Source organism: Polaribacter glomeratus (genome assembly GCF_002954665.1).
Taxonomy (GTDB): Bacteria; Bacteroidota; Bacteroidia; order Flavobacteriales; family Flavobacteriaceae; genus Polaribacter; species Polaribacter glomeratus.
In genome coordinates this window covers 1,592,569-1,619,366 of record NZ_MSCM01000001.1, presented here as the reverse complement: position 1 = coordinate 1,619,366, position 26,798 = coordinate 1,592,569, and the positions used below count along the sequence as shown (strand labels likewise).

Here is a 26,798-nt window from a genome sequence, read left to right as displayed (position 1 = left end):
ATATTATGTTTTAAGAGAATCAAGATCTCCTGTTTGTTTTTTCTTTCTCTTTAGCTTATCAAAAATGCTAGGTTTTTTCTTCTTAGAATCTCTGCTGCTAGGAGTATTATCGTCGTTATTTTTAGTGTTAGAACCATCTTTATCTGCTTGTTCTTTTTTCTTTCTTTCTTCCTCACTATCAAAACCTTGTCTAGTCATCGTTCCCCACGCAAGCTCTCTGGATGTAATGTAACTGAAGTAACCTTTTAGAGAAAAGAACATAATCATTGGGTGATATAAAATTGGCTCAATAAAAGCAGTTAAAAATAGCGTTAATACTTCTCTAGTTGTATTGTAATACTTAAATGTCATTTGATCCCAAATAATTACTATTGATGAAATCATGATAGCGAATGTATATGAATACAATAAAATTAAAGGAGCAAAATTCCAGTTTACATAACCATAAAACAATAAAAATATTGCAAAAAGTATACCAAAAGCTTCAATAATTGGTGCTAAAAATTCAAAAATGAAAATATATGGAAACGTAATTAAACCTAGTCTTTTATAACTTGGATTAAATAAAATTTTTCTGTGGTCACTAAACATTTGAAACAATCCACTGGCCCATCTTGTGCGTTGTCTTCCTAAAATTTGTATGTTGGGTGGTCCTTCTGTCCAGCAACAAGAAAGAGGTATGTATCCAATTTTATACTCTAGCCTGTTATTCATCATATGGGCGGCCATTCGTGTAAGCATGTCCATGTCTTCAGCATGAGAATCTGCTCCATAACCACCAGCTTTAATTGCGATTTCTTTGTCAAACATACCTAAACCACCAGATACATTTGGCACAGCGTTAATAAATTCCCATCCCATCTTTCCTAAAAGGTAAGATCTAATATATTCTAATTCTTGAAAACGAGGTATTAGTGCTTTTGGTGGCCTTACTCTTGTAATTACACCTTCTTCAATTTCACAGTTATTAGACATTCTTAATGTTGCGCCAACTGCTATAACTCTTACTTTTGAACTTAAGATAGGTTTAATCATTTTAGTAAGTGTATTTCTTGCTAAAATACAATCTACATCTGTGTTTAGGTAATATGGGAAAACAGAAGCATTTAGGCCTGCATTAAATGCATCAGCTTTTGTTCCACCATTTTCTTTATCAATAACTGTTAAGATTTCGTACTTTGGGTTTTCTGATTTAAAAGTTCATTTGTAGGGTTTAGATTTAATTTTTTCTACATAAGCAAAAGGTGCTTCTACTAAATCGAACTCTTCTATTAAAAGGTCTAATGTAGAATCCTTACTACCATCATTTACAATAATTACCTCAAAAAGAGGGTAGTTTAGTGTCAATAAAGATTTTACATTAATAATAATTGTTTTTTCTTCGTTAAAAGCAGGCGCAATTACAGAAATACCTGGAGCCAAGTTAGAGTTTAATAGCTCTTCATCATCAATATCCGTATTGTAGCTTTTATATTTATTGATTGCTATAAAAGAAAATATAGCTAAAACTAAGTAACTTAAAATTAATGAAGTTGCGTAGAAGAAGATAAAGTATTCATAAACTTTTACAAAAATTTCAAACATTTATTTGTATTTTATTAAGGGTGTTTCAATATGTTTTAAAATTAATAGATCAAAACCTTTTAAAGTATTCTTTAAGTTTTGAAAGGCGATTTTACCCTCGTAACTATAGTTTAAGATCGCTTCTGCAATAATTTTTTTTGTATCGGTGTTATTTGTTTCTCCAAAAACTTCTTGTAAAAAATTTAAAGATTTACCAGTATTAAATTTTCTAATTGTTCTTACAATCGCTACTTGACAAACTTCTGGCTCTGTATAATATCTTTCAATTAATGTTTCTTCGGTTTCTTTTATGTCTAATTCGCCCAAGGTTAAAATAGCTTCTGCTCTAATTTTAGCATTACTATCATCTAATTTTTCTAGTAAAATATCATCAATTCCTTTTTGTTTAAAAAAACCAACCATTTTTATAAGAAAGATAACCAAAGAATCGTTTTCAGAATAATTAATCCATTTTCCTAAACCTTCTAAATTACCTCGTATATTTTGTTGTTTAAGATATTGCATTAATTCAATTTCATCCCACTTAGTTAAACTTCCTTCGAAATCATCAAAAAAACGATATGGGTCATTGGAACTTAATGCTAGGTAAGAGTTTCTTGCTTCACTTCTAATCCTTTTATTCTTACTGTAAGCATATTGTAGTACTTTAGAATCGAATTTATTTAGGTTTAAAACAAATGCTTCTTGAAAGGCATCCATTTTTTGACTATTTGATCGAGAATCGAACTTATCTTCAAGGTGATTTACAATTCCTAGTGCAGTTATGATTAGGGTATATTTTTCGGATTCTTTATCATCATTTTTAAAATCTACTAAAATGTCCACCCCAATATCTAAAGATTCTCTATTAACAGAGCCAACGATATCCTCAAAACTATCAAAGATTTCTTGTTCAGAAAACTTTTTTTCTGTAAATAGAATGTCTTCGAACAATTTTTTTATATCCGGAACACTATTTTTAAGCTTTTTCTGGAGTTTATTGTGTCTTTTTCGTATTGTATAAATTGTAATTACAAGAGCTAAAGTTGCTATTATAAAAAACAATGTTAATACAACAGTTATCTGTATTATTAGAGGAAAAGTTTTTATCTTATAGATAAAGGTAAGGAACCACTCAACGAAACTCATTTATATAGTTTATTATATGTATTAAATCGTTTAAGCGAGGGATTGTTTAACGTATACTGTGACACAAAAGTAACAAAAAATTACATAAAAAATTATTTAATAGATGAATAATCAATATTTATAGGTGAATGACTTCTCCGTAAGCATCAGCAACAGCTTCCATTACAGCTTCGCTCATTGTTGGGTGTGGATGAATTGTTTTTAGAACTTCATGCCCAGTTGTTTCTAATTTACGACCTAAAACAGCTTCTGCAATCATGTCTGTTACACCAGCACCAATCATATGGCAACCTAGCCATTCGCCGTATTTTGCATCAAAAATTACTTTTACAAAACCATCAGGAGTACCTGCTGCTTTTGCTTTACCAGACGCCGAAAAAGGAAATTTACCTACTTTTAGTTCATAACCAGCTTCTAAAGCTTTTGCTTCCGTCATACCAACAGAGGCAATTTCTGGAGTAGCATAAGTACAACCAGGGACGTTTCCGTAATCTATAGGTTCTGTATGTAAACCTGCTAATTTTTCTACACAAGTAATTCCTTCAGCAGAAGCAACATGCGCTAAAGCCTGTCCAGGAACTACATCTCCGATAGCATAATAACCAGGAATATTTGTTTGATAAAAATCATTTACTAAAATTTTGTCTCTATCAACAATAATCCCAACATCTTCTAAGCCAATGTTTTCAATGTTAGACTTGATGCCAACTGCTGATAATAAAATATCTGCTTCTAATTTTTCTTCGCCTTTTTTTGTTTTTACAGTGGCAATAACACCTTCGCCAGAAGTATCAACAGATAAAACTTCTGAACTTGTCATTACTTTTATACCTGCTTTCTTAATAGAGCGCTCAAATTGTTTTGAAATATCGATATCTTCTACAGGCACTAAATTAGGCATAAACTCTACAATAGTAACGTCTGTACCCATCGTGTTATAAAAATGTGCAAATTCAACACCAATGGCTCCAGAACCTACAACAATCATAGATTTCGGTTGCTTTGGCAACGTCATTGCCTTTCTATATTCAATTACTTTAACACCATCTTGTGGTAGGTTTGGTAATTCTCTAGAACGAGAACCTGTTGCAATAATAATATTGTCAGCGCTATACTCTGTTACAGTTCCGTTTTCGGCAGTAACATCTACTCTTTTACCAGTTTTAATTTTTCCAAAACCATCAATAATATCGATTTTGTTTTTCTTCATCAAGAATGCAACACCTTTACTCATTCCGTCTGCAACGCCTCTACTGCGTTTAATTACAGCTTCAAAGTCTTTATCAATAGCTTCTGCTTTTAAACCATATTCATCAACATGCTTTAAATAATCATATACTTGCGCAGATTTCAACAAAGCTTTTGTTGGAATACAACCCCAATTTAAGCATATTCCGCCTAAAGATTCTTTCTCTACAATAGCAACTTTAAAGCCTAGTTGAGATGCTCTAATTCCGGTTACATATCCTCCAGGTCCACTTCCAATAATGATGATGTCGTATTTCATTTTTAATTTTTTATGTTTAAAGTTTTAAATAATAGTAAACTCTATAATTTTTTCATTTTTAATGCCCTAATCGCAAATCTATTAATTCTAACTTTATTTATAGTAAAAATAAAGTTTATTTTTTTTGCGTTTTTCTAAGCTTTTTGTTCTAACGTTTTTCAATTAAAACTTATTTTATTCAGAAATATTGAAAAAATAAAAATAGTAGAACATTTTCAATTTTATAAGCTAATCTAATCCTTTTTGCTTTAACTACAAGTGTTTTTTGTAAATGGCATAAATTTTTTACATTCTTTCAGGAACTTGTATTCCTAATAATAAAAACGCTGATTTTATAGTCTCAGCAACTTTATGAGCCAATTGCACTCTAAATACTTTTTTATCTAGATCTTCTTCGCCTAAAATGGAGACATTTTGATAAAAAGAGTTAAATTCTTTTACTAAATCATAGGTGTAATTCGCAATAATTGCTGGCGAGTAATTTGCAGCAGCTTGCTGAATCGTTTCTGGAAATAAAGCCAACTGCTTTAATAATTCTTTTTCTTTTTCATGTAACTCTATTGTAGCCGATTTTGAATAGTCAAACGCTGCTTTTCTTAAAATAGATTGAATTCTTGCATACGTATACTGAATAAAAGGACCTGTATTCCCTTGAAAATCAACAGATGATTTTGGGTCGAATAAAATTCTTTTCTTTGGATCTACTTTTAGTATAAAATATTTTAATGCACCTAAGCCAATTGTTTTGTATAAATCTTGTTTTTCTTCTTCGGAATAACCATCTAATTTTCCTAATTCTTCAGAAATTTCTTTTGCAGTTTCGGTCATTTCAACCATTAAATCATCAGCATCTACCACAGTTCCTTCTCTAGATTTCATTTTACCTGAAGGTAAATCTACCATTCCGTAGCTTAAATGATGTAATTGTTTTGCCCAATCAAACCCTAATTTTTTTAAGATTAAAAACAATACTTGAAAATGGTAATCTTGCTCATTACCAACGGTATAGACCATTCCTCCAACATCTGCATAATCCTTTACACGCTGAATTGCTGTACCAATATCTTGTGTCATGTAAACGGCAGTTCCGTCTGAACGCAGTACAATCTTTTCATCTAAACCATCATCTGTTAAATCGCACCAAACAGAACCGTCTTCTTTTTTGTAGAAAACACCTTTTTCTATTCCTTGTGCTACTACATCTTTTCCTAATAAATAAGTATCACTTTCATAATATAAAGTGTCAAAATCTACACCCATATTTTTGTAAGTAACTTCAAAACCTTTATAAACCCAAGAGTTCATTTCTTTCCAAAGAGCAACAACTTGTTTATCTCCAGCTTCCCATTTTAAGAGCATTTGTTGCGCTGCTACTAAAAGAGGTGCTTCCTTTTTTGCTTCTTCTTCGGTTTTTCCTTCGGATGTTAATTGCGCAATTTCTTTCTTATATTCTTGGTCGAATTTTACGTAATAATTACCAACCAATTTATCGCCTTTTAAGCCCGTAGATTCCGGAGTTTCTCCTTTTCCGTATTTTTGCCAAGCCAACATCGATTTACAGATATGAATTCCACGATCGTTTATAATTTGAGTTTTATATACCTTTTTACCAGATGCTTTAATAATTTCTGCAACAGAAAAACCTAATAAATTATTACGAACGTGCCCTAAATGCAAAGGTTTATTTGTGTTTGGTGAAGAATATTCTACCATCATTGCTTTTTCATCCGCCCTAGGCGAAACAAAACCAAAACTAGAATCTGAATAAATTGAATTGAAAAAATTGGTATAAAAAGTGTCGTCAATCACTAAATTTAAAAAGCCTTTTACAACGTTGTAATTTGTGATTTCTGCAACGTTTTTAACTAAATAGTTTCCTAAATCTTCTCCAATTTTAACTGGGTTTCCTTTTTGGTAACGCAACATCGGGAAAACTACAACTGTAATATCTCCTTCAAAATCTTTTCTTGTTGCTTGAAATTCTACTGACGGAATTTCTTTAGTATATAAAGCTAAAAACCCTTCTTTTACTTTGGTTTCTATAGTGTTTTGAATATTCATTTACTCGAGAAAATTAGGTTGCAAAAATACATAATTTTATTTGTTTTTTGCCCCATTTATGGTCAAGAATATTTGTATTTTTGCATCATGGAAACAAGTCTAGAACAACTACCAAAATTAGCTGAACAAGCTAAAAAAGAAAGTAAAAAGTATTTTGCAAATTTAAAAAAGAGAACTCCTAAAAATTTAGATTATGTAATGCAAGAGTTACATGACGAAGAGTTTGCAAAAACAGATTGTTTAGATTGTGGTAACTGTTGTAGAACTACAAGTCCTATTTTTACAGAGAAAGATACAGAGCGTATTTCTAAACACTTTAGAATGAAAGTTGTAGATTTTAAAGAGAAGTATTTAGAAAGAGATCAAGATGACTTTATGGTGTTGAAAACAGCGCCTTGTTCCTTTTTTGATGAATCTGATAATAAATGTCTTATTTATGATGTTCGTCCAAAAGCGTGTTCAGAATATCCACATACAAACAGACGTAAGTTTATACAAATTACAGATTTAACAATTGCAAATACCGAGGTTTGCCCTGCAGCATATAATATTGTAGAAGCGCTTAAAAAACGCTTGCCTTATGAATATAACGAGAAAAAAGTTAGAAGTTAATAGTTAAACTTCTATTGTTTGTTAGCACTATTTGTTCGGTATTTTAAATTGTTCAGAATAGTTGATTTAAGTTTATTTTAGCAAAATTTGTTTAATTGCAAACTAAAGTTATTTATAACCAAAGATTAGCAGCTACCACTTGTTTAATAAAAATGGCAATTATTCATAAATTAAATACTTGCTTCTAATTATTTTAAATTCTTCTAAATCGTTTTGCCAACTTTTTCTAATTTCTTGTTCTAATAAACCTTGTTCAATTTGTTTTTGTAGTTTTTCGGTTCCTGCCAATTTGGTAAAGAAAATAGTAAAAAACTTCTTTTCTTTATTGTATTTCTTATGATTTTCGTAAAAATCAATAAGCCATTTTAGCTCAATTCTATCTAATTTCTTTTCTTTTCTTAAATCGTATCCGTAACAAATTTCTCCATTATGTTTAGGGTATTTAGATCCTTCATTTGGTTTAGGCACAAATTTAAAGTTAAACTGTTTTATATTCAGTTCAGGGCTGCCTATAACTTGAAACTGCATTTCGGTTCCGCGACCTACAGATACGTTTGTTCCTTCAAAAAAACAGATGCTAGGATAGAGGTTAATACTTTTATCATTTGGTAAATTTGGCGATGATTTTACAGGTAAACTATATTCCGTTTCATGAGTATAACCCTGCAAAGGAATCACGGTTAAATCGCATTGAATTCTATTATTTAACCATTTTTCACCATTAATCATCTGTCCATATTCGCCAATTGTCATTCCGTAAACTACAGGTACTTTGTGTAAACCAACAAAACTGGTGTGTTCTAATTCTAAAACAGGACCATCAATATAATGCCCGTTTGGGTTTGGTCTGTCTAAAAGTATAACCGGAATTTCAAGTTCTGCGCAAGCCTCCATTACGTAATGTAGAGAAGAAAGATATGTGTAAAAGCGTGCACCAACATCTTGAATATCGAAAATAACAACGTCAATATTTTTTAATTGATCTGCAGATGGTTTTTTATTTTCTCCGTATAAAGAAATAACAGGTAAACCTGTTTTTGTGTCAATTCCGTCTATTACAGTTTCGCCTGCGTCAGATTTTCCACGAAAACCATGTTCTGGCGCAAAAACTTTTTCTATGTGTATTCCTAAAGACAACAAACTATCTACTAAATGTATTTGATCTTGCTGCTTATTATTAGTTTCTATTATGGATGTTTGATTGCCAACAATAGCCACATTTTTACCTTTTAGTAATTTTAGATATAAATTAGTTCTTTCAGCGCCTGTTTTTAATGTTAATTTTTCGATGTATATACTTGGTATTTCGAAGGTGGTCTCTTTTACATTCGTTTTTACAGCGCAAGAAATTAGGATAAAATTCATTGCTAAAAACCAGCATAAATATGTACTTTTGAAGGGTTTAAAATTTATCATCAATTTGAATTACGAGTTATTTATAGCTAAACGTATTATTGCGGGCAAAAAGTATAAAAATAGTATTTCTTCGCCAATAATAAAAATTGCAATCACTGCAATTGCATTAGGAATTATTATTATGTTAATTGCTGTTGCAACTGGCGCAGGATTGCAATATAAAATTCGCGATAAAATGGCAGGTTTTAAAGGCCATATTCAAATTGTTAATTATGATGCTAACAATTCTGATGTTTCTACAACTCCAATTTCCAAAAATCAAGAATTCTATCCTAAATTTTTAACGATTGATGGTATAAAAAATGTGCAAGTTTTTGCAAATAAAGCCGGAATTTTAAGAACAGATACCGATTTTGAAGGGATTATTTTTAAAGGAGTTTCTACAGATTATGATTGGTCGTTTTTTAAAGAATATTTAGTAGCTGGTAAAATGCCTAATTTTAATCAAGATAGAACAAAAGGAGTATTGCTTTCTCAAACAGTTGTAAATCGTTTACGCTTAAAATTAAACGATACTATTTTAGCAACTTTTATAAAAACAGCAAACAGCAAATTACCATCTAATAAAAAATATATTGTTTGCGGAATTTATAGTACCGGCTTTTTGCAGTTTGATAAAAACATGATGATTGGCGATATTAGAGAGGTACAGAAATTAAATAAATGGACCGCCAATGAAGTTGGTGGTTTTGAGGTATTGATTGATGATTTTGACGAAGTTGATAAAAAAAGTGAAGAGATTTATAACGAAATACCATCTACTTTAACAAGTAAAAGTATTATTAACGCCTACCCAAATGTGTTTGAATGGATTGAGCTTTTTGATAATAATGTTTGGTTTATAATTGCCATTATGATTTTAATTGCAGGTATTAATATGATAACTGCCTTGCTAGTTTTAATTTTAGAACGCGTACAAATGATTGGTATTTTAAAGGCTTTAGGAAGCAACAATACAAGCATTCGTAAAATATTTTTATACAACGCTTCTTACTTAATTCTAAAAGGCCTTTTTTGGGGAAATGTCATTGGTTTATCAATTCTTTTTATTCAGCATTATTTTAAGGTGATTACTTTAAATCCAGAGACCTATTATGTAACAACAATGCCGGTTTATATTTCTTTTTCGGCTATTTTATTGTTAAATATTGGCACGCTACTTTTATGCTTTTTAATGTTGATAATTCCGTCTTATATTATCACAAAAATACAGCCTTCTAAGTCTATAAAGTTTGCTTAGTTTTTTTTAACTTTTTTAAATTTGGGCGTTCCGTAAACGGCGCGCTTTTCGTTATATCTTTTTATGAAGCTACCTTTAGCGGACATTATTAAACCTTTATTAAAGAATAATTTTTAAATTAATTTTAAATTTGTTTTATATAAAAAGGATGTCACTACAATCGCTAACGCAGATTTTTAATGAAATTTAACTAAGTTGTTGATTTTTAACTAATTTGCGTTAGCGATTGAATGGCATGTTTGAGCTCTGCCGCTTTTTTGTGGTAAGCGAGTAATGAAAGCGCGACCTTTAGGTAACGCCCAAAAAATGATTTATCTTCGCAGCAGAAATTATAGAAATGAAGTACGCAGAAAATATATTAGAAACTATTGGGAACACACCTTTAGTAAAATTAAATGTTTTAACAAAAGAATTGCCTTGTTTGGTGCTTTCTAAATACGAAACTTTTAACCCAGGAAACTCGGTAAAAGATAGAATGGCATTGCAAATGATTCATGATGCAGAAGCAGACGGACGCTTAAAACCAGGAGGAACAATTATTGAAGGAACTTCTGGAAATACAGGAATGGGTTTAGCTTTAGCGGCAATTGTAAAAGGCTACAAATGTATTTTTGTAATGGCCGACAAACAGTCTAAAGAAAAGATAGATATTTTAAGAGCCGTTGGTGCAGAAGTAGTGGTTTGCCCTACAAACGTAGAGCCAAACGATCCACGTTCTTACTACTCGGTTTCTAAAAGATTGGGCGAAGAAACTCCGAATTCTTGGTACGTTAATCAATATGACAACCCTAGTAATTGTAAAGCGCATTTTTTAAGCACAGGTCCAGAAATTTGGGATCAAACCGAAGGTAAAGTTACGCATTTTGTAGTTGGAGTAGGTACAGGTGGAACAATTTCTGGCGTTGGAAGTTATCTAAAAATGAAAGCCAAAGAAGCAGGAACTACTGTAAAAATTTGGGGAATTGATACCTATGGTTCTGTTTTTAAAAAATACCATGAAACGGGCATTTTTGATGAAAATGAAATTTATCCTTATATAACAGAAGGAATTGGAGAAGATATTTTACCGCTAAATGTAAATTTTAGTGTTATTGACGGTTTTACAAAAGTAACCGATAAAGATGCCGCAATTTACACGCAACGTTTGGCAAAAGAAGAAGGTATGTTTTTAGGAAACTCTGCCGGTGCAGCTATAAAAGGGTTGCTACAATTAAAAGAACATTTTACAAAAGACGATGTGGTGGTGGTTTTATTTCATGATCATGGAAGTAGATATGTTGGTAAAATGTTTAACAATGATTGGATGAAAGACAGAGGTTTTATTGAAGAGGAAATTAAAACGGCTGCCGATTTAATTAAAAGTCATGAAAACACACCAATGATTACTGCGCAAACAGAAGAATTGGTTTCACATGCAATTGAGCGAATGAAAACTTTTAAAATATCGCAAATACCAGTAAAAGATGCGCATGGTTTTGTGGGTTCTATAGATGAAGCTGTTTTATTGCATCACTTTATTGCTGATAAAAATATTGCTAAAAAGTCTTTAAAAGGAATTATGGGAAAACCATATCCTATTGTTAAAAAAACTGCAAAATTAGAAGTGATTTCTAAATTGATAACGAAAGAAAATCAAGCTGTTTTGGTCGATTTAGGAAACGGCAATCATCAAATAATAACTAAATACGATATTATTAGTGCTATTTAGTTTTGTAATCTAAACGAATATTTAATGCCATTCGTGGTTAGATTTATTCAGGTTAACGAAATGTATTTACACAGGTTGTAAATTTGGCTATATTTACCTTGTATTTAAAAAGATACAAGCAAATTTTATAAGTTGGGGGATTTATAAATTGTAAGTTCGAAACCGTCTTAAAATTAATTTTTTAGACGGTTTTCTCTTTATTTAAAAAAAACAATTTTTTTTATTAATCTATAAATAGTAGTTTTTAGAGTGTAATTGAACACACAAATAATAAGAGCGTTTATATTTTATTATCTAAATCTAATAAAAAATACTTTTTGGCGTATAATTTGTTTAATTCGACGAAATTTATAGAAGACAATTCGAAATAATTGTATATTTACATTGTATTTAATAATACAAGCAAATTTTATAAGTTGGGGGATTTATAAATTGTAATTTTGAAATCGTCTAAAAATTAATTTTTTAGACGATTCTCTTTTTAAATAAAAATCTAATTATTTTTCTAAATCGTTTTCGAAACTATAAAGATGTTATTTTTAGTTGATTTAGAAAGTTAGCATTGTTTGATTAGCGTTTAATTATACAAGTATTCTTTTGCCATTAATCATTTAAACTAATAATTAATACCTTTTAACTAAGTACACTCTAAAGTCAACGAAATTTAGCGCCAAATTTTAGAAATCATTTTATATTTACATCGTATTTAATTATACAAACAAATTTTATAAGTTGGGGGATTTATAAAAACTAGTTACAAACCGTCTGAAATTAATTTTTTGGACGGTTTTTTTTATTGCTAAAAAGCTAAATAAGAGTATATTTAGCTTATAAAATTAAATTTAGTTTATGAAATACCTAAAATTACTTTCATTTTTTGTTGTAATACTATCATGCAAAAAAGAAAATGCAGCAGAAGATTTATTAGCAACAGCAAAAACTATTCATGAACGAGTTATGACTTTAGATACGCATGTAGATATTGATGTTTCTAATTTTACAGACTCAATTAATTATAGTCAAAAGCTTCAAAACCAAGTAAACTTGCCAAATATGGAAGAAGGAGGTTTAGATGTTGCATTCTTTATTGTGTATACTGGGCAAGGAGAATTAACCGAAGAAGGATATGATAAAGCATACCAAAATGCTATGAGCAAGTTTGATGCAATTCATAAACTTACAAAAGATATTGCGCCAGAAAGAATCGGTTTGGCAGTAACTTCGGAACAGGCAAGAGATATCTATGCTTCTGGCAAAAAGGTAGCAATGATTGGCGTAGAAAATGCATATCCGATAGGAACAGATATTTCTAGAGTAAAACAATTTTATGATTTAGGAGCAAGATATATGAGTCTTTCACATAATGGGCATAGTCAGTTTTGTGATTCTAATACTGGCGAAGAAGATGCTATTTGGCTTCACAACGGTGTAAGTGATTTAGGAAAAGAAGTGATAAAAGAAATGAATAAATGGGGAATGATGATTGACGTTTCTCATCCGTCTAAAAAATCTATGAAAGACATGATTGCCATTACCAGAGCACCAATTATAGCATCACATTCATCTGCAAGAGCTTTGTGCAATCATAGTAGAAATTTAGATGATGAACAATTAGGCTGGCTAAAAGAAAATGGTGGCGTTGTGCAAACGGTTGCTTTTAGTTCTTACATAAACATAGAAAAGGCAGCTTTAAGAGAAGATGCTTTAAAAGAAGTTGAAATGAAAGTTATGGATTCTTTAGGTGCAAAATGGATGTCGTTAAAAGAGTTTATGAAATTGCCTGTAGGTGAAGAACGGGATATTTATCTTGAAAATTATTTTATCATGAAAGATATTGTAAAAGTAAAAGCTAAAACAATTAAAAACCTTCCACCTGATGTAAATGTGGCTGATTTTGTAGATCACATAGATTATTTAGTAGATAAAATTGGTATAGAGCATGTTGGAATTAGTTCAGACTTTGATGGTGGAGGAGGTCTTGATGGTTGGAATGATGCTTCCGAAACTTTAAATGTTACGATTGAGTTGGTAAAAAGAGGATATATAGAAGATCAAATAGAACAACTTTGGAGCGGTAACTTATTAAGAGTTTTAGACGAAGTGCAAGAAATTGCCAAAGAAATTCAACTAGAAGGAAAGTAAATTAATTTTTAATGAAGTTTTAAAAATTGTTAAACCTAAATTATGTAATTAAACTTTTTAGTAGTTTCATTCTTTTATAAAATGTAAAGGAATTAATACTTAGCTTTAATTAAAAAGAAAAGCCCTATTTTAATAGGGCTTTAACTTGAGACTAAACTAAACTTGACTTAATTTCTTCTTTTTCTTTCTTCTTTTTTAGAATCCCCTTCCGTTTTTATATTTCTGGTTTTTTCAGCTCTTTTTTGAGTTGTATTTCTCCTATCAATTTTTAAAACTTCGGATCTTCTACTGTTATTTCTTACGTTATCTTTTTTTTCACTCGATGATCTACTGTTCGAGCTGATCGAACTGTTTAAGTTTTGTCTGCTATTTTCATTTCTGTCTTTCGTTGAATCATTGCTTCTTCTGGGCTCGTTTCTTATTTTATCCTTTTTATCATCCGAAGATCTTCTATTAGAATTATTTAAGTTTTGTCTTTTGTCATCATTTCTATCAATGCTCAATCCATTATTTCTTCTGTTTTCTTTATTTACGTCTCCTCTTTTCTCATTGGTAGGTTTTCTATAAGAATTATTTGAGTTTCTTTTAATATTTCTATTTCTATTAATTGTTGTTGCTGGTTTTCTTCTTCTTAAAATGGTGCTTCTTTTACCAATTTTAGAGTTAGGGTTTGCTCTGTAATAATAAAAATTTGAATCTTCTCTAAACTGATTGTAGTTTCTATTAAAATCTGATCTATAAAAATAGGCATCATTATAATCGCAAACATCACCAAAATTTATATTAAATCGAACACCATTGTTATAATAATGGTTTCTTACATTGCCATAAAACACAGGATATCCATTACTGTTGTATCGAATTCTTAAATCGCCTACTTTGGTTAGTCTGTCTCTGCGGTAACCTATAAAAACAGACCCTACTCTAGAAACATTACCTCTGTAATCGTAATTAATATAAACATTTTCAACTCGTATAATTCTTCCGTTATAATCCCTATCAATTCGTATGCGGCTATTATTTCTAATTCTTGACCCGTTGTAATCGTAGTAAAAATCGGTGTTATTGGCGTTAAAATCAAAATCTCCATTTGTAAAAATAAAAAATTCAATTCCGCGTTCTACAAAATTTACAGCATCATTATACGAGTAATTTACCCCAATTCTGTTAGGTAATTTGTTACTTGTATTGGCTTTAACAGTAGCAACCATCATCAACATTCCTACTAAAATAAGTATACCTTTTTTCATAATATATGGTTTAAGGGTTTTGCCTACACTAATTGCTTTTCGGCTTCCGCATTCTATATTTTATTTTCAAAGAGCGTGCCAAAATCAGAAATATCATTTATAAATAAAGTGTATTAAGTTTTATGTATTTGTATTGTAGTGTTTTAAGCTCAATAAATAGAAATGTACTATTTTTAAAACTGAGTTAAAAAAGGTGTTTAAAGAGCTGTGCTATCAGAAGCTTAAAGTTGAATTGTAAAAACTATGGTGTTAAATTAAATTAATTACATTTTTAGTAATAATTGTGTTTTGATGCACTATTTATTTTAAATGTTTTTACCCAATTTTTAGTAAATCCTAAAACTGAAATATGAATTAATAAAACCAAACCAAACTAAATTACCATAATTATAAAATAGTATTGTTGTTTTTATTCTGATGAAAGAATACCTTAGATTAGAAGTTTAAAGTTATATACGAGAGCATTATACGGTTGTTTAAGCTACCATTTGTAGATTACAAATCGAGTTATCAAAAATCAATATTCATCACAATTTCTTAAAAGTTATAAAAACTGCAACATTTAAGTTTAATAAAATATTAGCAATCATTTTTTGTTGGTTTATCTTATTTTTATATACTTTTATACCTTTGTTAAAAATATAAAAAAACATGAATTTTTTAAAAAAATGAAATATATAATCACTTCAGTTTTATCGTTATTCACATTATTTGTGGCTGCACAATCAACATATCAAACTACAAAAACTGACTTACCCGTTCACGTCGATAGAAAAATAAAACCTATTTCAGACATTAGAGATGCTAATTTACAACGTGTTTTAGAAAAGCAGATAAACTCTAATAGAATGTGGAAGCGCCTTATTAAAAATAAAAAAATGGCCATTGGTATTGTCGATTTAAGCGATAGCACAAATTTTAGATACGCAGGTATGAATGACAATTTTATGATGTATGCTGCAAGTTTACCAAAAATAGGAATTTTACTAGCTTCTATAGATGCTATAGATAAAAATGAATTAAAATACACCGCAGAGGTTAAAGACGATTTACGTTTAATGATTAGTAAATCTAATAATAAAGCATCAACCAGAATGATTGATAGACTTGGATTTGAGAAAATTGAAAGCGTTTTAAGAGATCCTAAACACCAATTATATGATGAAGCAACTGGTGGGGGTTTATGGGTTGGTAAAAGATATGCAGCCCAAGGCCGAAGATATCCAGAACCAATGAAAGGTTTAAGTCATGCAGCAACTACAAGACAAGTGTGTAACTTTTATTACCAATTAGCTTTGGGTAATTTAATAAGCACAGAGCGTTCCAAGCAAATGTTGCAAATAATGAAAAAGCCAGAATTGCATCACAAGTTAGTAAACACTTTAGATAAAATTGCACCAGATGCAGATGTTTATAGAAAATCTGGATCTTGGAGAAATTTTCACTCAGATTCAGCTTTGGTTTGGGGCCCAAATAGAAAATACATTATCGTTGTTTTATTACAAGATAATTTTGGGGAACAAATAATAAGAAATATTGTAAAACCAATTGAAAAAGTATTGGAAATCTAACTACGTTGATGGTTAGAAAAAGCTATAGAATTTGAAAAAAATAATAAGTAAAACTTTTGGACTAAGAGATGGCGAAATATTCATCTCTTTTTTAATGCAACTCTATATTTTTATAATTATTACAGTTCTATTAATTGTAAAACCTACGGTAAACGCTCTATTTATATCAGAATTAGGGGCAGACAGTTTGCCGTTTGGGTATTTACTGGTGGCAATAACAGCCGTATTTTCCTCTTATTTTTATAGCAAAGCAATACGCAAATTCTCTTTAGTAAAAATTACTGTACTATCTTTAATTATTATAAGTTTAGTGTTTTTTGTTTTAGGAATTATTTTAAATTTTCATGTTGCTAATAAAGGTATACTTTATTTTTATTACGTTTTTGTGTCACTTTTTGCGGTAGTTTCGACTTCTCAGTTTTGGATTTTTGCAAACATGGTATTTAACTCTAGAGAAGCAAAAAGAATTTTTGGTTTTATTGGAGCAGGAGCTATTGCTGGCGGAATTTTTGGAGGCTATTTAACAAGTTTTATTGCTAGTAATTTTGGAAACGAATACGTAATTTTTATTGCTTCTATTTTAATTTTATTCTGCATTCCGATTATTCGTAAAATATATACATTACGAATTCGGTTTTTAAATGTTTTTAAAAGAAAACAGGTTATTGAAAAACAAGATGGTCTAGAAAACTCATCTTTAAAACTTATTTATAAATCTAAACACTTAACATATATTGCTTTAATAACTGGTATAAGTGTTTTAGTAGCAAAATTGGTTGATTTTCAATTTAGTGATTTTGCTAATAAAGCCATTCCAGATTCTGATGATTTAGCTGCTTTTTTTGGTTTTTGGTTTTCTACTTTTAATGTTTTTGCATTAGTTGTTCAATTATTTTTTACTAATAAAATCGTAAATAGATTAGGTGTTTCTTCTACGCTTTTAATTTTACCATTATCAATTGGTTTGGGCGGATTATTATTTTTAACATTTCCAGAATTATTAGTTTTAGTAATTATAAAAGGAATTGACGGTAGTTTTAAACAAAGTATAAACAAAGCAGCAATAGAACTTTCTATTATGCCAATTCCGTTGGATGTTAAAAACCAAGCAAAATCTTTTATAGATGTTGTGGTTGACAGTATTGCAACAGGATTTGCAGGTTTTTTGTTAATGTTTTTTATTATAAAATTAGATTTAAGTACAGCATATATTACCGTAATAGTGTTATTTTTTGTGTTTATTTGGATACTTTTAATCTATAGATTAAGAGAAGCTTATTTTGATTCTTTTAAAAAAAATATTCAAAAAACGCTTACTTATAGTGCAGATTCAAAAGAAGCTAAAAAGAGAGAAATTAATCTATCTGATATTAAGATTGTACTAAAACAAGGAAATGAAAGTGCTGTTTTAAACATGCTTGATCGTTTAAAAGATTATAAAATTAAGGATTTACAAAAATCAGTCATTTTGCTTTTAGAGCATCCATCCAACAAAATAAAAATTGCGGCATTAGAATATTTAGAGGTTTTTGACGATAATGATATTTTAGAAAAAGTGTTATTGTTGGTTAATTCAAAAGATGATATTTTAGTTTATAAAGCCTTAGAATATATTTTAGGTCATTCGCCAATTACAGAACATGATTTTTTTAATACCTATTTAGATCACCATGATGAATATATTGCTAACGGTGCACTTTTAGCACTTGCTAAAAAAAGTGAAAATAATTATTATTTAAGAGACACCTACTATTTAAAATCTCGTTTAGAAAGTAAAATAAAACGACTTACAACGCAAGATGACAGTATTAGAGAAAAAGTCCTATTTGGTTTGTTGTTAAGTATTGCATATTCTAGAAACACAAATCATTACAGTTTAATTTCTAAGAATTTAAAAAGCCCAAAACCAACGAGTGTTAAGTTTGCCACAACAGCTGCTGGTATTACATCTAGCAAAATATTTATAACTGATTTATTAAATTTATTAGAGAATAAAAGACATAGAGAAAGTGCTATTATTGCCTTAAAAAGTTATGGTCCAAAAATTATAGAAGTAATTCTTCTGTTGGATAAGAATGATGAAATTAAATCAAATATTAGAAAATACATCCCAAAAATTGTAGGTGCTTTTGAAAACGAAAATGCATTAAAAATATTAATCAAATTTTTAGATGAGAAAAACTCAGCAAGCAGATTAGCCGGAGTAAAAGCTTTAAAAAGAATTAAAAGAATTGATGCAAATCTTGTAATTCAACAAAAAATTATTAAAAAATATATTTTAAAAGAAAGTGCTTATTACAAAAATATTTTAGAAATTCTAAGCTCATTACAAAAGTATATTGATGAAAATTTAATAGAAGACGTTAATTTTAATAATCAAGTTACAAACGAGTCAAGAAAAAAGCTTGCCGAGGCTTTAGAATTAGAACTAAACAAAAGTTTTAAAATTTTATTTTATTTATTGAGTTTATATTATAATGAAAATGATATTGAGATTACTTTTAATGGCGTTAAGAGCGATGTTAAAGAGGCTAAAATGAATTCTTACGAACTGCTAGACAATATTTTAGAAGGTAGCATTAAAGCAGCTGTCTTACCAATTATTGAACACGTTGTTTTTGATGAAGACAAATCAGACTTGGCGGATATTAAACTCAAAAAGCTTTTAGAGTTAGAGTATTTGAAAAAAATTATGACGATAAGTGGCAGTAATCTAAGACAGTTAGCTGTCGAATTTATACAAACCTCAAAAAATACTGCATACATTCCGGCTTTATTACCAATTAAAAAGTTTCGTAATAAAACAGTTAAAAAACTAGCTACAGAAACCTATGCAATGTTAAAAAAAGTAAAATAAGTATACTTTATTTCAGTAAATTTAATCAAAAAAGAAGGTTGTAATTTTAAGTATTAAATTTTCTAATGAAAACTCAATTACATAAAATTACAACCCTGTAGTTATCCTTTAAAATGGCTAGAACTTAATTGCCACCACTTTCATCTTTTTCTTCTTTGTATTCTGTTTCTCTAATAACTGTTTTAGCAGCTTTACTAAAATCGTTTATGTTGTCATCAATTTTACTTGCTAAATATAAATGATTCCCTGCAGAGTTTTTATTTAATACGTTAGACATTAAACAAACAATATATTTACTGTTATTTGGGTGTTCTACAATAATTACAGAGTTCATATAATTATAAACATTACCTGCATAATTTTTACAATTAGGGTCTAATACTCTATCACATTTATAATAACTACCAGATTTAAAATACACCGCAGCACTATCTAATCTTGGCGATCTTGCATATCTAATTCTTCGATCTGTAGAATACATTAATCTTTTCATTTCTAAACTAGCAGCTTTATCAACAGCTTTTCCTTGCTCTATTTGCGCTAAAAATTTCATTAATCCTTTCGGACTTCCAATACTTCCGCCTTTTCTACCAACGTATTTTTCTGCAGATCTTGTAAACATTCCGCCTAATTTCCATTCCTCTTCGCTAATTCCAAGTTTTCTTAAAGGCTCGTTAACTACTGTGTTTGCTAAGTTTGTTAACGTAGCTCTAGGAGTTGTTTTGAAGTAATTTTCGGCTTTTTCATCCGTTAAAAAAAAGTACTCTTGTTGAAAAGCTGCCATTAACATAGCTTCTCTATACATAATACTCGCAGCACCATTATTACTTACCGAAATCATGTGGTCTAACCACTCGTATAAAGAAAAAACATCATCTGCCTTTACAGTTCTTTTGGTTAATTTATCGGTTTTTATATCATAAACAGGTATTGTATGATGATCGCCAACGCCCCAGTATCTTGCACTAACTCGGATGTTTTTTAAATAAGCAGCTCTATCTTCCCAATCTGGACAAAGTTTTTCTAGTTGATCCATCACCGCTAACAATACTGCTAATTTGCCAACACTACCTGGTTGATATCCTTTATTTTCGTTATAAGAAGCATATCTTAATTTCTCTGGATTTGTCATGTCTAAAACACTCAAAGAGTAGTTTCCGGCAGGAATAATTTGCTTCATTTTTTTTGAAAATTCAGGATCGTTTACTAATAAACTTTCAATACTATCATTAGATTTACTTAGTAGATTTAATTTAATATCGGCCAAGTTTTTATAAGCACCAATAGGAATTCTAGTGTTCTTCTTGTTTTCTAGTCGCATCTTTTTTAATTGATACAATCTTGCTATTCCAGTTGAATCATATCCATCAATTGGGTATTTTAAAAAACTTATTGATATGGCAATGGCTAGTGTTAAAAATATATATTTTAGTTTCATTAGTTTAATTTTTCTGACATGTTAATTTTTTTGTTTGTAACAGTTTTTGGAGCAATAGAGTTTAAATACTCAGAACTTTTAGCTCTTTTATTTTCTACAAATGGTCTAATTTGAAACAACCATAGTTTGTTGTTTTTAAATCCGAATTCAACATCATACACTTGATTTACATCATTTTCAGTTGATTTTTCTCCTATTTTCTCTCTAATGTTTTTTGCTAAAACCCTAATATCATTCATATTTAACTCATTCAAAATAGGAGCGTCAAATGATGTAAAATATTTTTTAGTACCACCAGTAATTGGTAATCTGTTATAATCAGATTGCCTAGCTGGTGCTAACAAAATATTCCCGTTTGCTGTAATCAATCTTGTTTCTGCAGATTGCCCATCTACAGCGCCACCGGCACCTTTACTAACGGCAACTGTTAAGTCTGTGTCTGTACCTAAATTGATTCCTTTTGTAATTAAAACGCCAGAATAATCTACATCAACACTCGGAATTATTAAAATTGAAGGATACACATTTTCTGGATTCAACAAGTATTTCTGTCTCCATTTAAAACTTCTTTCGGTGTAAGCAGAAGCCCAAACTCTTTTAATACCTTCAATAATTTTTTGCTCTTCTAAAATATTGAATAAAGTTAAATTTAAACCTGCGCCTGTAAATTCTTTTAAATCCTCCATGTTTGTATCACTTCTTAAAAAGACAGGAACTTTACCAATATCACTTTTAAATGCTGTTTTAAAATTAGATTTTAAATCAGTTATAAAAGATTGTTTTAATTCGATTTTTAAAATAGAAGTGTGCAACTTTTCAAGCGATTTAAGCATAAAAGTTTCTACCTCTGTTTCACTTTTATTTTCGTCTCTTTTTTTAGTAGCTTCTACAAAAGTGTCTGTTAAATATTGCCAGTAGGTTTTATTTTCATTTGGCATAGGTAAATTCATATGTTCTTTAAAAACACCAAACGGAATAATAAGTCCTTCTACAACTTGGTTTGGAAAAAGTTGTTTTAACTCTCCTAAGTTTGCTGCTTTTGGGCCACAAAGTCTACCAGAATCAGTTGCATTTACGGTTCTCATGTTAACAACTTTGGTAACATCCAATCTTATATTTTCAATTGGTACCTCAATCATATTTGTGTTTCGAACTTGTTTTTCGAAAAGTAATTTTTCTTCTTTGGTCATGTTCTCTTCTAACTTTAAGATTACATTTCCTTTGTTTGAAACTGCGTAAAAAACTTTTTTACCGTTAAATTCTTTTAACTTTTTTAAATTATCATTTGATAATGCTGCATTTGGTATTCCTAAATTTCTTGCTAATAATTGCACATGCGAAACGAGATTTCCTTCAGAAACCGTCATAATACCAGCAACAGGTTTTAAATCTATAGGCGGTTTTAAAAAAACATATATGTTATTTGAGTTTACTTCTACATCATCAGGATTGCCGTCTATTACAACCAATTGACCAAATGCATAACCAGGATTTAAACCTCTCATTGCACTTACATCTTGTAAATTGAAAACAGCGTTTTTTAGATTTGATTTTTTGGTTACAAATTCACCTAATTTAGAGACTGTTTTCCCTAAGTTTAAAGCAATACTATTGCGTATTCTATCATCTGTAAAACCATAAGCTAGAGGCTCAAAAGCAGTATATTTTATAACAGTTTCATAATAATTTGCTTTTATCAACGAAGAACTCCATTCAACAATGTTTCTACCTAACGTTAATAAATTATTTAGTTCATCAACGGTTATTTCTTGTTTACTTTTTAGCGTATTAAATTGATTTTCAATTTCGTTAAATTCCCATAATTCTAAAAGACCAGTGCCAAAAGCAGCACAGGTTAAGGTTTCTAACTTATCTACTGTTTCTTGCAATGTTTCTGTTTCCCAATTCTCACTTTCAATGATAGCATTCGTTTCTAATAAATTACTTAAGTCTAATAAGATTAATTTATCGCTTGCCAATATTTTTTGGCTCACAGTAAAACGAATAGATGAAAGGATAGAAGCAGTCTCTATAAGTATATTTTTAGGACTATCTAAATTCTTATAATTAGAAAAATAGTTTTGTAATTCTGTTACTATTTTTTTATTAGATTTTATTTTACCAGCAATATCATTTAATTTTTTAAAGTCTAGTGGAGCATAAAATTGCTCCATGGTAAGCAACATTTTATCAAAACTTTTTTTGGTTTCTGTTTTAAGTTTAGCGTCATTTTTTTGTAAAAATTCTTTAACAAGACCAATATCTGTTCTTTGAGGATTTCCATGAATTTTAATTCTAATTTCCATAAAACTTGGATACACTTCTGCCAAGATCTTTGATTCACTTCTCATTAACTGACCTAAATTAGAATCGCCATTGTGCGGAATATCCTTTAATGATTGTCTTATTAAATAAAAATTTGAATTTACTAATGCTTCATTTTTTAAGATATTCTCATAAAATGATTTTCCCCAATTTTCCTCGTCTTCAGATTGTATGGCACCTCTGTAAAATTGTGCTTTTTGAAGAATCCAACCGTTGTTTATACTTGCTAAATACTTGCTAAGTTGATACTGTTTTAATCTGCTAAAGTTTTCTTTTTCATCTAAAAAACTCTCAATATTTAAACCAGCTAAAATTTCTGTAAAGTATAAATTGTTAGTTTCTCTTAATTTTAACACAGAGCTTTTAAAACTTGCATGCTGTAAACCTCCATTTTCTTCATCCGGACACGGGTCTTTAGAGTTTCTGCGGCTACCATCTTTACAAAACCAATTTATTCTTTCATACGGACCTCTAATATCTGCCTTATAAGAGGTTATGAGTGTTGCAATTTCTTCGGATGTTTTTTTTTGACTGTAGGTGTTTGTTATTAGGAATGATAAAAAAAGTAATATTACTTTGCAATAATTTCTCATTTTTGTAGGGTATATCCGCAAATTTAGCAATTATTTTAGAGCTCTTAAAGACTTTATAAGTATTTTTTTTTTGTAAAATGGATAATTAAAAACTAGAAATGTATTTTTAATAGTTTGAATATAAAATCCTTACCATTTTGTTGTACACACATTTCCTTACAACTAGAAGGATGTATAAATGTATGATTTAAGTGAAAGTTAAACGACGGATCATCCGCAGTAAAAAAACCTTCAAAATCTTTGTCACCTCTTAGGGTATGTCTAGCTATTTTATAATTTAAAGCATCTATTTTCTCTTCGATATGAAACCAAGCGCCACTGCCAATGCCAGAAAGCCATGTGCCTTTATTTAAGTTAAATAAATTAATATCAGGTAGTTCTGTGCCAATTAAATTAAGTTCAATATCAAAGGTTTTAAAAAAGGCCGCTTTATACTCTTTTAAAATAGACCTATTTTTATAAATTTCTATTGTTTGATTTTTTACATTGTATACTTTTTTAACCGTTTTTCCTTTTAAAGTATTGCCTAGCGGACTAGGAGTTAACAAGTAAGAACTTTTTAGTTTTAAAACAATTAATCTATTTGTGCATGAATTTATTAGCGTGTCTGTTACAAATCGTGCGCAATTGCTCGCTTTTTTTATAAATGCACCATAAGGATACTCTTTAGCATCCATTAAATAATGTATAAATTTAATAGCGTTGTTATAATTTATTTTATGGTTTATACTAGCAATTAAGCGTCCTTCTCCATGTGTTTTTTCTGGATGCTTTTCTAGCCATAATAAAATGCTTTTTAAGTTTGATAGTTTATCATTTTTAAAAGTTGCTTGGATTGGTATATAAAGTTCTGGATCTGTCTCTAAACAGCGAACTCTACCATTTCCATAAGAAGTTATATACCTGCCAAAATCGAAATATTTAATTTCGGGTTCATTTTTTTTTATCAATAATAACGCAGCATGCCCTGCTTGAACGGCATGTTCACTACCAATGCCAATTTTTGGCCAAATTTTGCTAAAAGATTCCCAATAAGCGGGTCTAACGATAGTATCTGGATAAGATATTATAACTATAATTGCATTTTCTGCAGTATTCTTTCTCATCCAAATATTTTTTCTTTTCTAAATCTAAATTTTTAGTTTAAGTAATTTATTTGCTGGTGAAAATTGCGTTTCTAAGAATGCCAAAAGTTTTAAAAGCAAAAATCATAGTAAAAATTAAGCAACCCAAACCAACCAAAATAAGGGCATAAGCTAAATATATTTTTGGAGCTTCTGTAAATTTATTTAATGCCTTAAAACCCATGGTGATGATAACTGGTGAAGCAATAAAAAATAACACTAAAACTCCCAATCTAATTAATCCTTTACTTAATAAATTTACGTCTGTACTCATTTTTTATAATTTTGAATTGCGTTTCTTACACTTCCAAATTTCAGCAATAATTCACTCGCTTCTTTTTGGTCGATTTTTAATTCTTGAACTAACATTTTTTCTCCTCTATCAACTAATTTGTTGTTAGACAGTTGCATATCAACCATTTTATTACCTTTTACCTTACCTAACTGAATCATAGTTGCGGTAGAAAGCATATTTAAAACTAGTTTCTGTGCAGTTCCTGCTTTCATTCTAGAGCTTCCGGTAACAAATTCTGGACCAACAACTACATCAATAGGAAACTGAGCAGTGTTCGATAAAGGACTATTTTGATTACAAGAAATACAACCTGTAATAATGTTTTGTTCATTGCATTTTTTTAACGCAGCAATTACATAAGGCGTTGTGCCAGATGCTGCAATACCTACAACAACATCTTTATTTGTAATTGAATGTTTTTGTAAATCTAACCAACCTTGATTTGTAGAATCTTCGGCAAATTCAACAGCTTTTCTAATTGCGTAATCTCCACCAGCAATTAAGCCAACAACCATTTCATGAGGTACTCCAAAAGTTGGCGGACATTCGGAAGCATCTAAAATACCTAAACGGCCAGAAGTACCTGCGCCAATGTAAAAAAGTCTTCCACCAACTTTTAGTTTTTCAACAATTTGTTCTGTTAATCTTACAATTTGTGGTAAAGATTTTTCTACAGCTAAAGGCACTGTCTTATCTTCACTATTAATATTTCTTAATATCGAAGATACAGACATCATCTCTAGATAATTGTATTTCGAATCTTGCTCTGTTGTTTTTATAAATTTCATACTTTCAAAAATACATTTTTTTTAGAAATTCTATGTTCAAACTTTTTGCTTTGTGTGTGTAATTGATAAATTTTAGATTGTTTTAACACAAGTAATAAATGCCTTAATTTATTCTAAAATCCATTTTATCAAATCTTCTTTGTCAACGATAGACCAAGAATGCGGATGCCTTTCTCCATTTGCTCTATAACCTTTATTCTTAGTTTCTATAAGTTCTATGTTTGTTTCATTAAACTCAAGTTTTAATTTTTCTGATAATTTTTTAAGATAAAATGCATTTAAATCTTCATAATTATTTTTTGCTTTCTTTTTCCACCAAATTAAATCTGGTTCTGTGTAAAGTCTTACTTTTAGTCCGTTTAATCCAATTAAATTATTAATATTTTCTGATTCAAAGGTGTAAGGAGCATTTTTTTCATAGGTATTAATTCCTTCGGATGGATTTCCAAATAGTGAATCAAACTCTCTAAGTATCCATTTAGACTCTTGCATCGAAGATTTCGAAAAGTTTAGTTTAAGGTTTTTTTCTGATACTCGATATAAAGCAAGAAGATCAATAGGCGCATCAACAATAAACACACCTTTTGGTTTAATCAGATTTTTAGATTTTAGAAGGTAATCCGTAATTAATAAACTCACATTTCCGCCACCAGAAAAACCACCTATAAATATGTTTTTTTCAGATATTTTTTCTTCTCGAATCGTTTTAGTTATCAAGGTAGCTAAATCTAGTTTTTCAGTTTCTGTTAAATATAAATGCATATTAAAATTCATATATAACACCGAAATAGCATTTTTTGCACTTATTTCTGCGATATTAAACTCTGTTTTAGTGTTTTCTATATCGCAAGGAAAACAGGGAAATAAAATTAATAAGCCGTTTTGGTTTTTTGATTTAACTAATTCGTAATCAGTAGTTTTTATAACTTTTAAAGTATTTTCTTTAGATTTTATATTTGGATTTTTACTTTTACAGGAAATGAAAAATATAAATAGAACGATAAAATATTTTTGCATTTCTCTTTTATTTAAACTAAAACTGTTACAATTTAAAGTGATTTATTTTGTAATCAAGTTGCTTATTTATTTGGACAAGTTTTCTAAAACAATTTATTTTTTTGTTCATAAAACACAATATTTTAGTGTTTTATACTTAACC

Annotated in this window: 19 protein-coding genes; 6 read left to right on the top strand and 13 right to left on the bottom strand. The window is 29.6% G+C overall.

The features are described from left to right. Positions 1-3: 3 nt before the first annotated feature. The 5 genes from BTO16_RS17810 to argS form a co-directional block, all read right to left on the bottom strand. Positions 4-1,035 carry a glycosyltransferase family 2 protein gene (locus BTO16_RS17810; protein WP_245892014.1) on the bottom strand — a complete coding sequence of 344 codons (1,032 nt, stop codon included), beginning with the start codon at positions 1,033-1,035 and terminating at the stop codon, positions 4-6. Positions 1,036-1,200: 165 nt separating this feature from the next. Further along, positions 1,201-1,584: a glycosyltransferase gene (locus BTO16_RS17805; protein ID WP_245892013.1), complete on the bottom strand. Its 384-nt coding sequence runs from the start codon at positions 1,582-1,584 to the stop codon at positions 1,201-1,203. Further along, positions 1,585-2,628, bottom strand: coding sequence for a HEAT repeat domain-containing protein (locus tag BTO16_RS06885; protein WP_105020884.1), 1,044 nt, complete (start codon positions 2,626-2,628; stop codon positions 1,585-1,587). It abuts the gene before it with no gap. Positions 2,629-2,830: 202 nt separating this feature from the next. Continuing rightward, entirely contained in the window at positions 2,831-4,219 is a 1,389-nt protein-coding gene (gene lpdA / locus BTO16_RS06880; RefSeq protein ID WP_105020883.1) for a dihydrolipoyl dehydrogenase, read from the bottom strand. Positions 4,220-4,504: 285 nt separating this feature from the next. Beyond that, positions 4,505-6,280: an arginine--tRNA ligase gene (gene argS / locus BTO16_RS06875; RefSeq protein WP_105020882.1), complete on the bottom strand. Its 1,776-nt coding sequence runs from the start codon at positions 6,278-6,280 to the stop codon at positions 4,505-4,507. Between the two features lie 87 nt (positions 6,281-6,367). Between argS and BTO16_RS06870 the strand changes: the two genes are divergently transcribed. After that, complete coding sequence (locus BTO16_RS06870) at positions 6,368-6,892, top strand: YkgJ family cysteine cluster protein (RefSeq protein WP_105020881.1); 525 nt, start codon at positions 6,368-6,370, stop codon at positions 6,890-6,892. A 159-nt stretch (positions 6,893-7,051) separates the two neighbouring features. On the opposite strand, the gene BTO16_RS06865 is transcribed toward BTO16_RS06870, so the two are convergent. Beyond that, the gene (locus BTO16_RS06865) at positions 7,052-8,257 is read right to left on the bottom strand and encodes an exo-beta-N-acetylmuramidase NamZ family protein (RefSeq protein WP_245892011.1); all 1,206 of its coding nucleotides are present in this window, start codon (positions 8,255-8,257) and stop codon (positions 7,052-7,054) included. 55 nt (positions 8,258-8,312) lie between these two features. Between BTO16_RS06865 and BTO16_RS06860 the strand changes: the two genes are divergently transcribed. The 3 genes from BTO16_RS06860 to BTO16_RS06850 all read left to right on the top strand — a co-directional run bounded on the left by BTO16_RS06860 (position 8,313) and on the right by BTO16_RS06850 (position 13,398). Continuing rightward, positions 8,313-9,548: an ABC transporter permease gene (locus BTO16_RS06860; protein ID WP_105021538.1), complete on the top strand. Its 1,236-nt coding sequence runs from the start codon at positions 8,313-8,315 to the stop codon at positions 9,546-9,548. A 337-nt stretch (positions 9,549-9,885) separates the two neighbouring features. Then, positions 9,886-11,256 carry a pyridoxal-phosphate dependent enzyme gene (locus BTO16_RS06855; protein ID WP_105020879.1) on the top strand — a complete coding sequence of 457 codons (1,371 nt, stop codon included), beginning with the start codon at positions 9,886-9,888 and terminating at the stop codon, positions 11,254-11,256. Positions 11,257-12,105: 849 nt separating this feature from the next. Next, on the top strand, positions 12,106-13,398 hold the full coding sequence (locus BTO16_RS06850) for a dipeptidase (RefSeq protein WP_105020878.1): 1,293 nt from the start codon (positions 12,106-12,108) through the stop codon (positions 13,396-13,398). A gap of 167 nt (positions 13,399-13,565) precedes the next feature. Here the strand turns inward: BTO16_RS06850 and BTO16_RS06845 are convergent, their stop codons facing one another. Next, entirely contained in the window at positions 13,566-14,648 is a 1,083-nt protein-coding gene (locus tag BTO16_RS06845) for a hypothetical protein (protein ID WP_211298207.1), read from the bottom strand. Between the two features lie 668 nt (positions 14,649-15,316). On the opposite strand from BTO16_RS06845, the gene BTO16_RS06840 reads away from it, so the two are divergent. Both BTO16_RS06840 and BTO16_RS06835 read left to right on the top strand, forming a co-directional pair. After that, a complete protein-coding gene (locus BTO16_RS06840; RefSeq protein WP_105020877.1) occupies positions 15,317-16,219 on the top strand; it encodes a serine hydrolase in 903 nt (300 codons plus the stop codon). Between the two features lie 31 nt (positions 16,220-16,250). Further along, positions 16,251-19,076, top strand: coding sequence for an Npt1/Npt2 family nucleotide transporter (locus BTO16_RS06835; protein ID WP_105020876.1), 2,826 nt, complete (start codon positions 16,251-16,253; stop codon positions 19,074-19,076). Between the two features lie 124 nt (positions 19,077-19,200). Here the strand turns inward: BTO16_RS06835 and BTO16_RS06830 are convergent, their stop codons facing one another. The 6 genes from BTO16_RS06830 to BTO16_RS06805 form a co-directional block, all read right to left on the bottom strand. Next, positions 19,201-20,514 (bottom strand): serine hydrolase, encoded by a 1,314-nt coding sequence (locus BTO16_RS06830; RefSeq protein ID WP_105020875.1) that lies wholly within the window; start codon positions 20,512-20,514, stop codon positions 19,201-19,203. Next, the gene (locus BTO16_RS06825; RefSeq protein WP_105020874.1) at positions 20,514-23,432 is read right to left on the bottom strand and encodes a PEP/pyruvate-binding domain-containing protein; all 2,919 of its coding nucleotides are present in this window, start codon (positions 23,430-23,432) and stop codon (positions 20,514-20,516) included. Before BTO16_RS06825 ends, BTO16_RS06830 begins: the two co-directional genes overlap by 1 nt. A 92-nt stretch (positions 23,433-23,524) precedes the next feature. Continuing rightward, positions 23,525-24,538 carry a DUF6695 family protein gene (locus BTO16_RS06820; RefSeq protein WP_105020873.1) on the bottom strand — a complete coding sequence of 338 codons (1,014 nt, stop codon included), beginning with the start codon at positions 24,536-24,538 and terminating at the stop codon, positions 23,525-23,527. A gap of 46 nt (positions 24,539-24,584) precedes the next feature. Further along, on the bottom strand, positions 24,585-24,830 hold the full coding sequence (locus tag BTO16_RS06815) for a DUF6095 family protein (protein ID WP_105020872.1): 246 nt from the start codon (positions 24,828-24,830) through the stop codon (positions 24,585-24,587). Beyond that, complete coding sequence (murQ, locus tag BTO16_RS06810; protein ID WP_105020871.1) at positions 24,827-25,639, bottom strand: N-acetylmuramic acid 6-phosphate etherase; 813 nt, start codon at positions 25,637-25,639, stop codon at positions 24,827-24,829. The genes BTO16_RS06815 and murQ overlap by 4 nt, the downstream gene beginning before the upstream one ends. Positions 25,640-25,747: 108 nt before the next feature. Then, positions 25,748-26,656 (bottom strand): hypothetical protein, encoded by a 909-nt coding sequence (locus tag BTO16_RS06805; RefSeq protein WP_105020870.1) that lies wholly within the window; start codon positions 26,654-26,656, stop codon positions 25,748-25,750. Positions 26,657-26,798 lie beyond the last annotated feature (142 nt).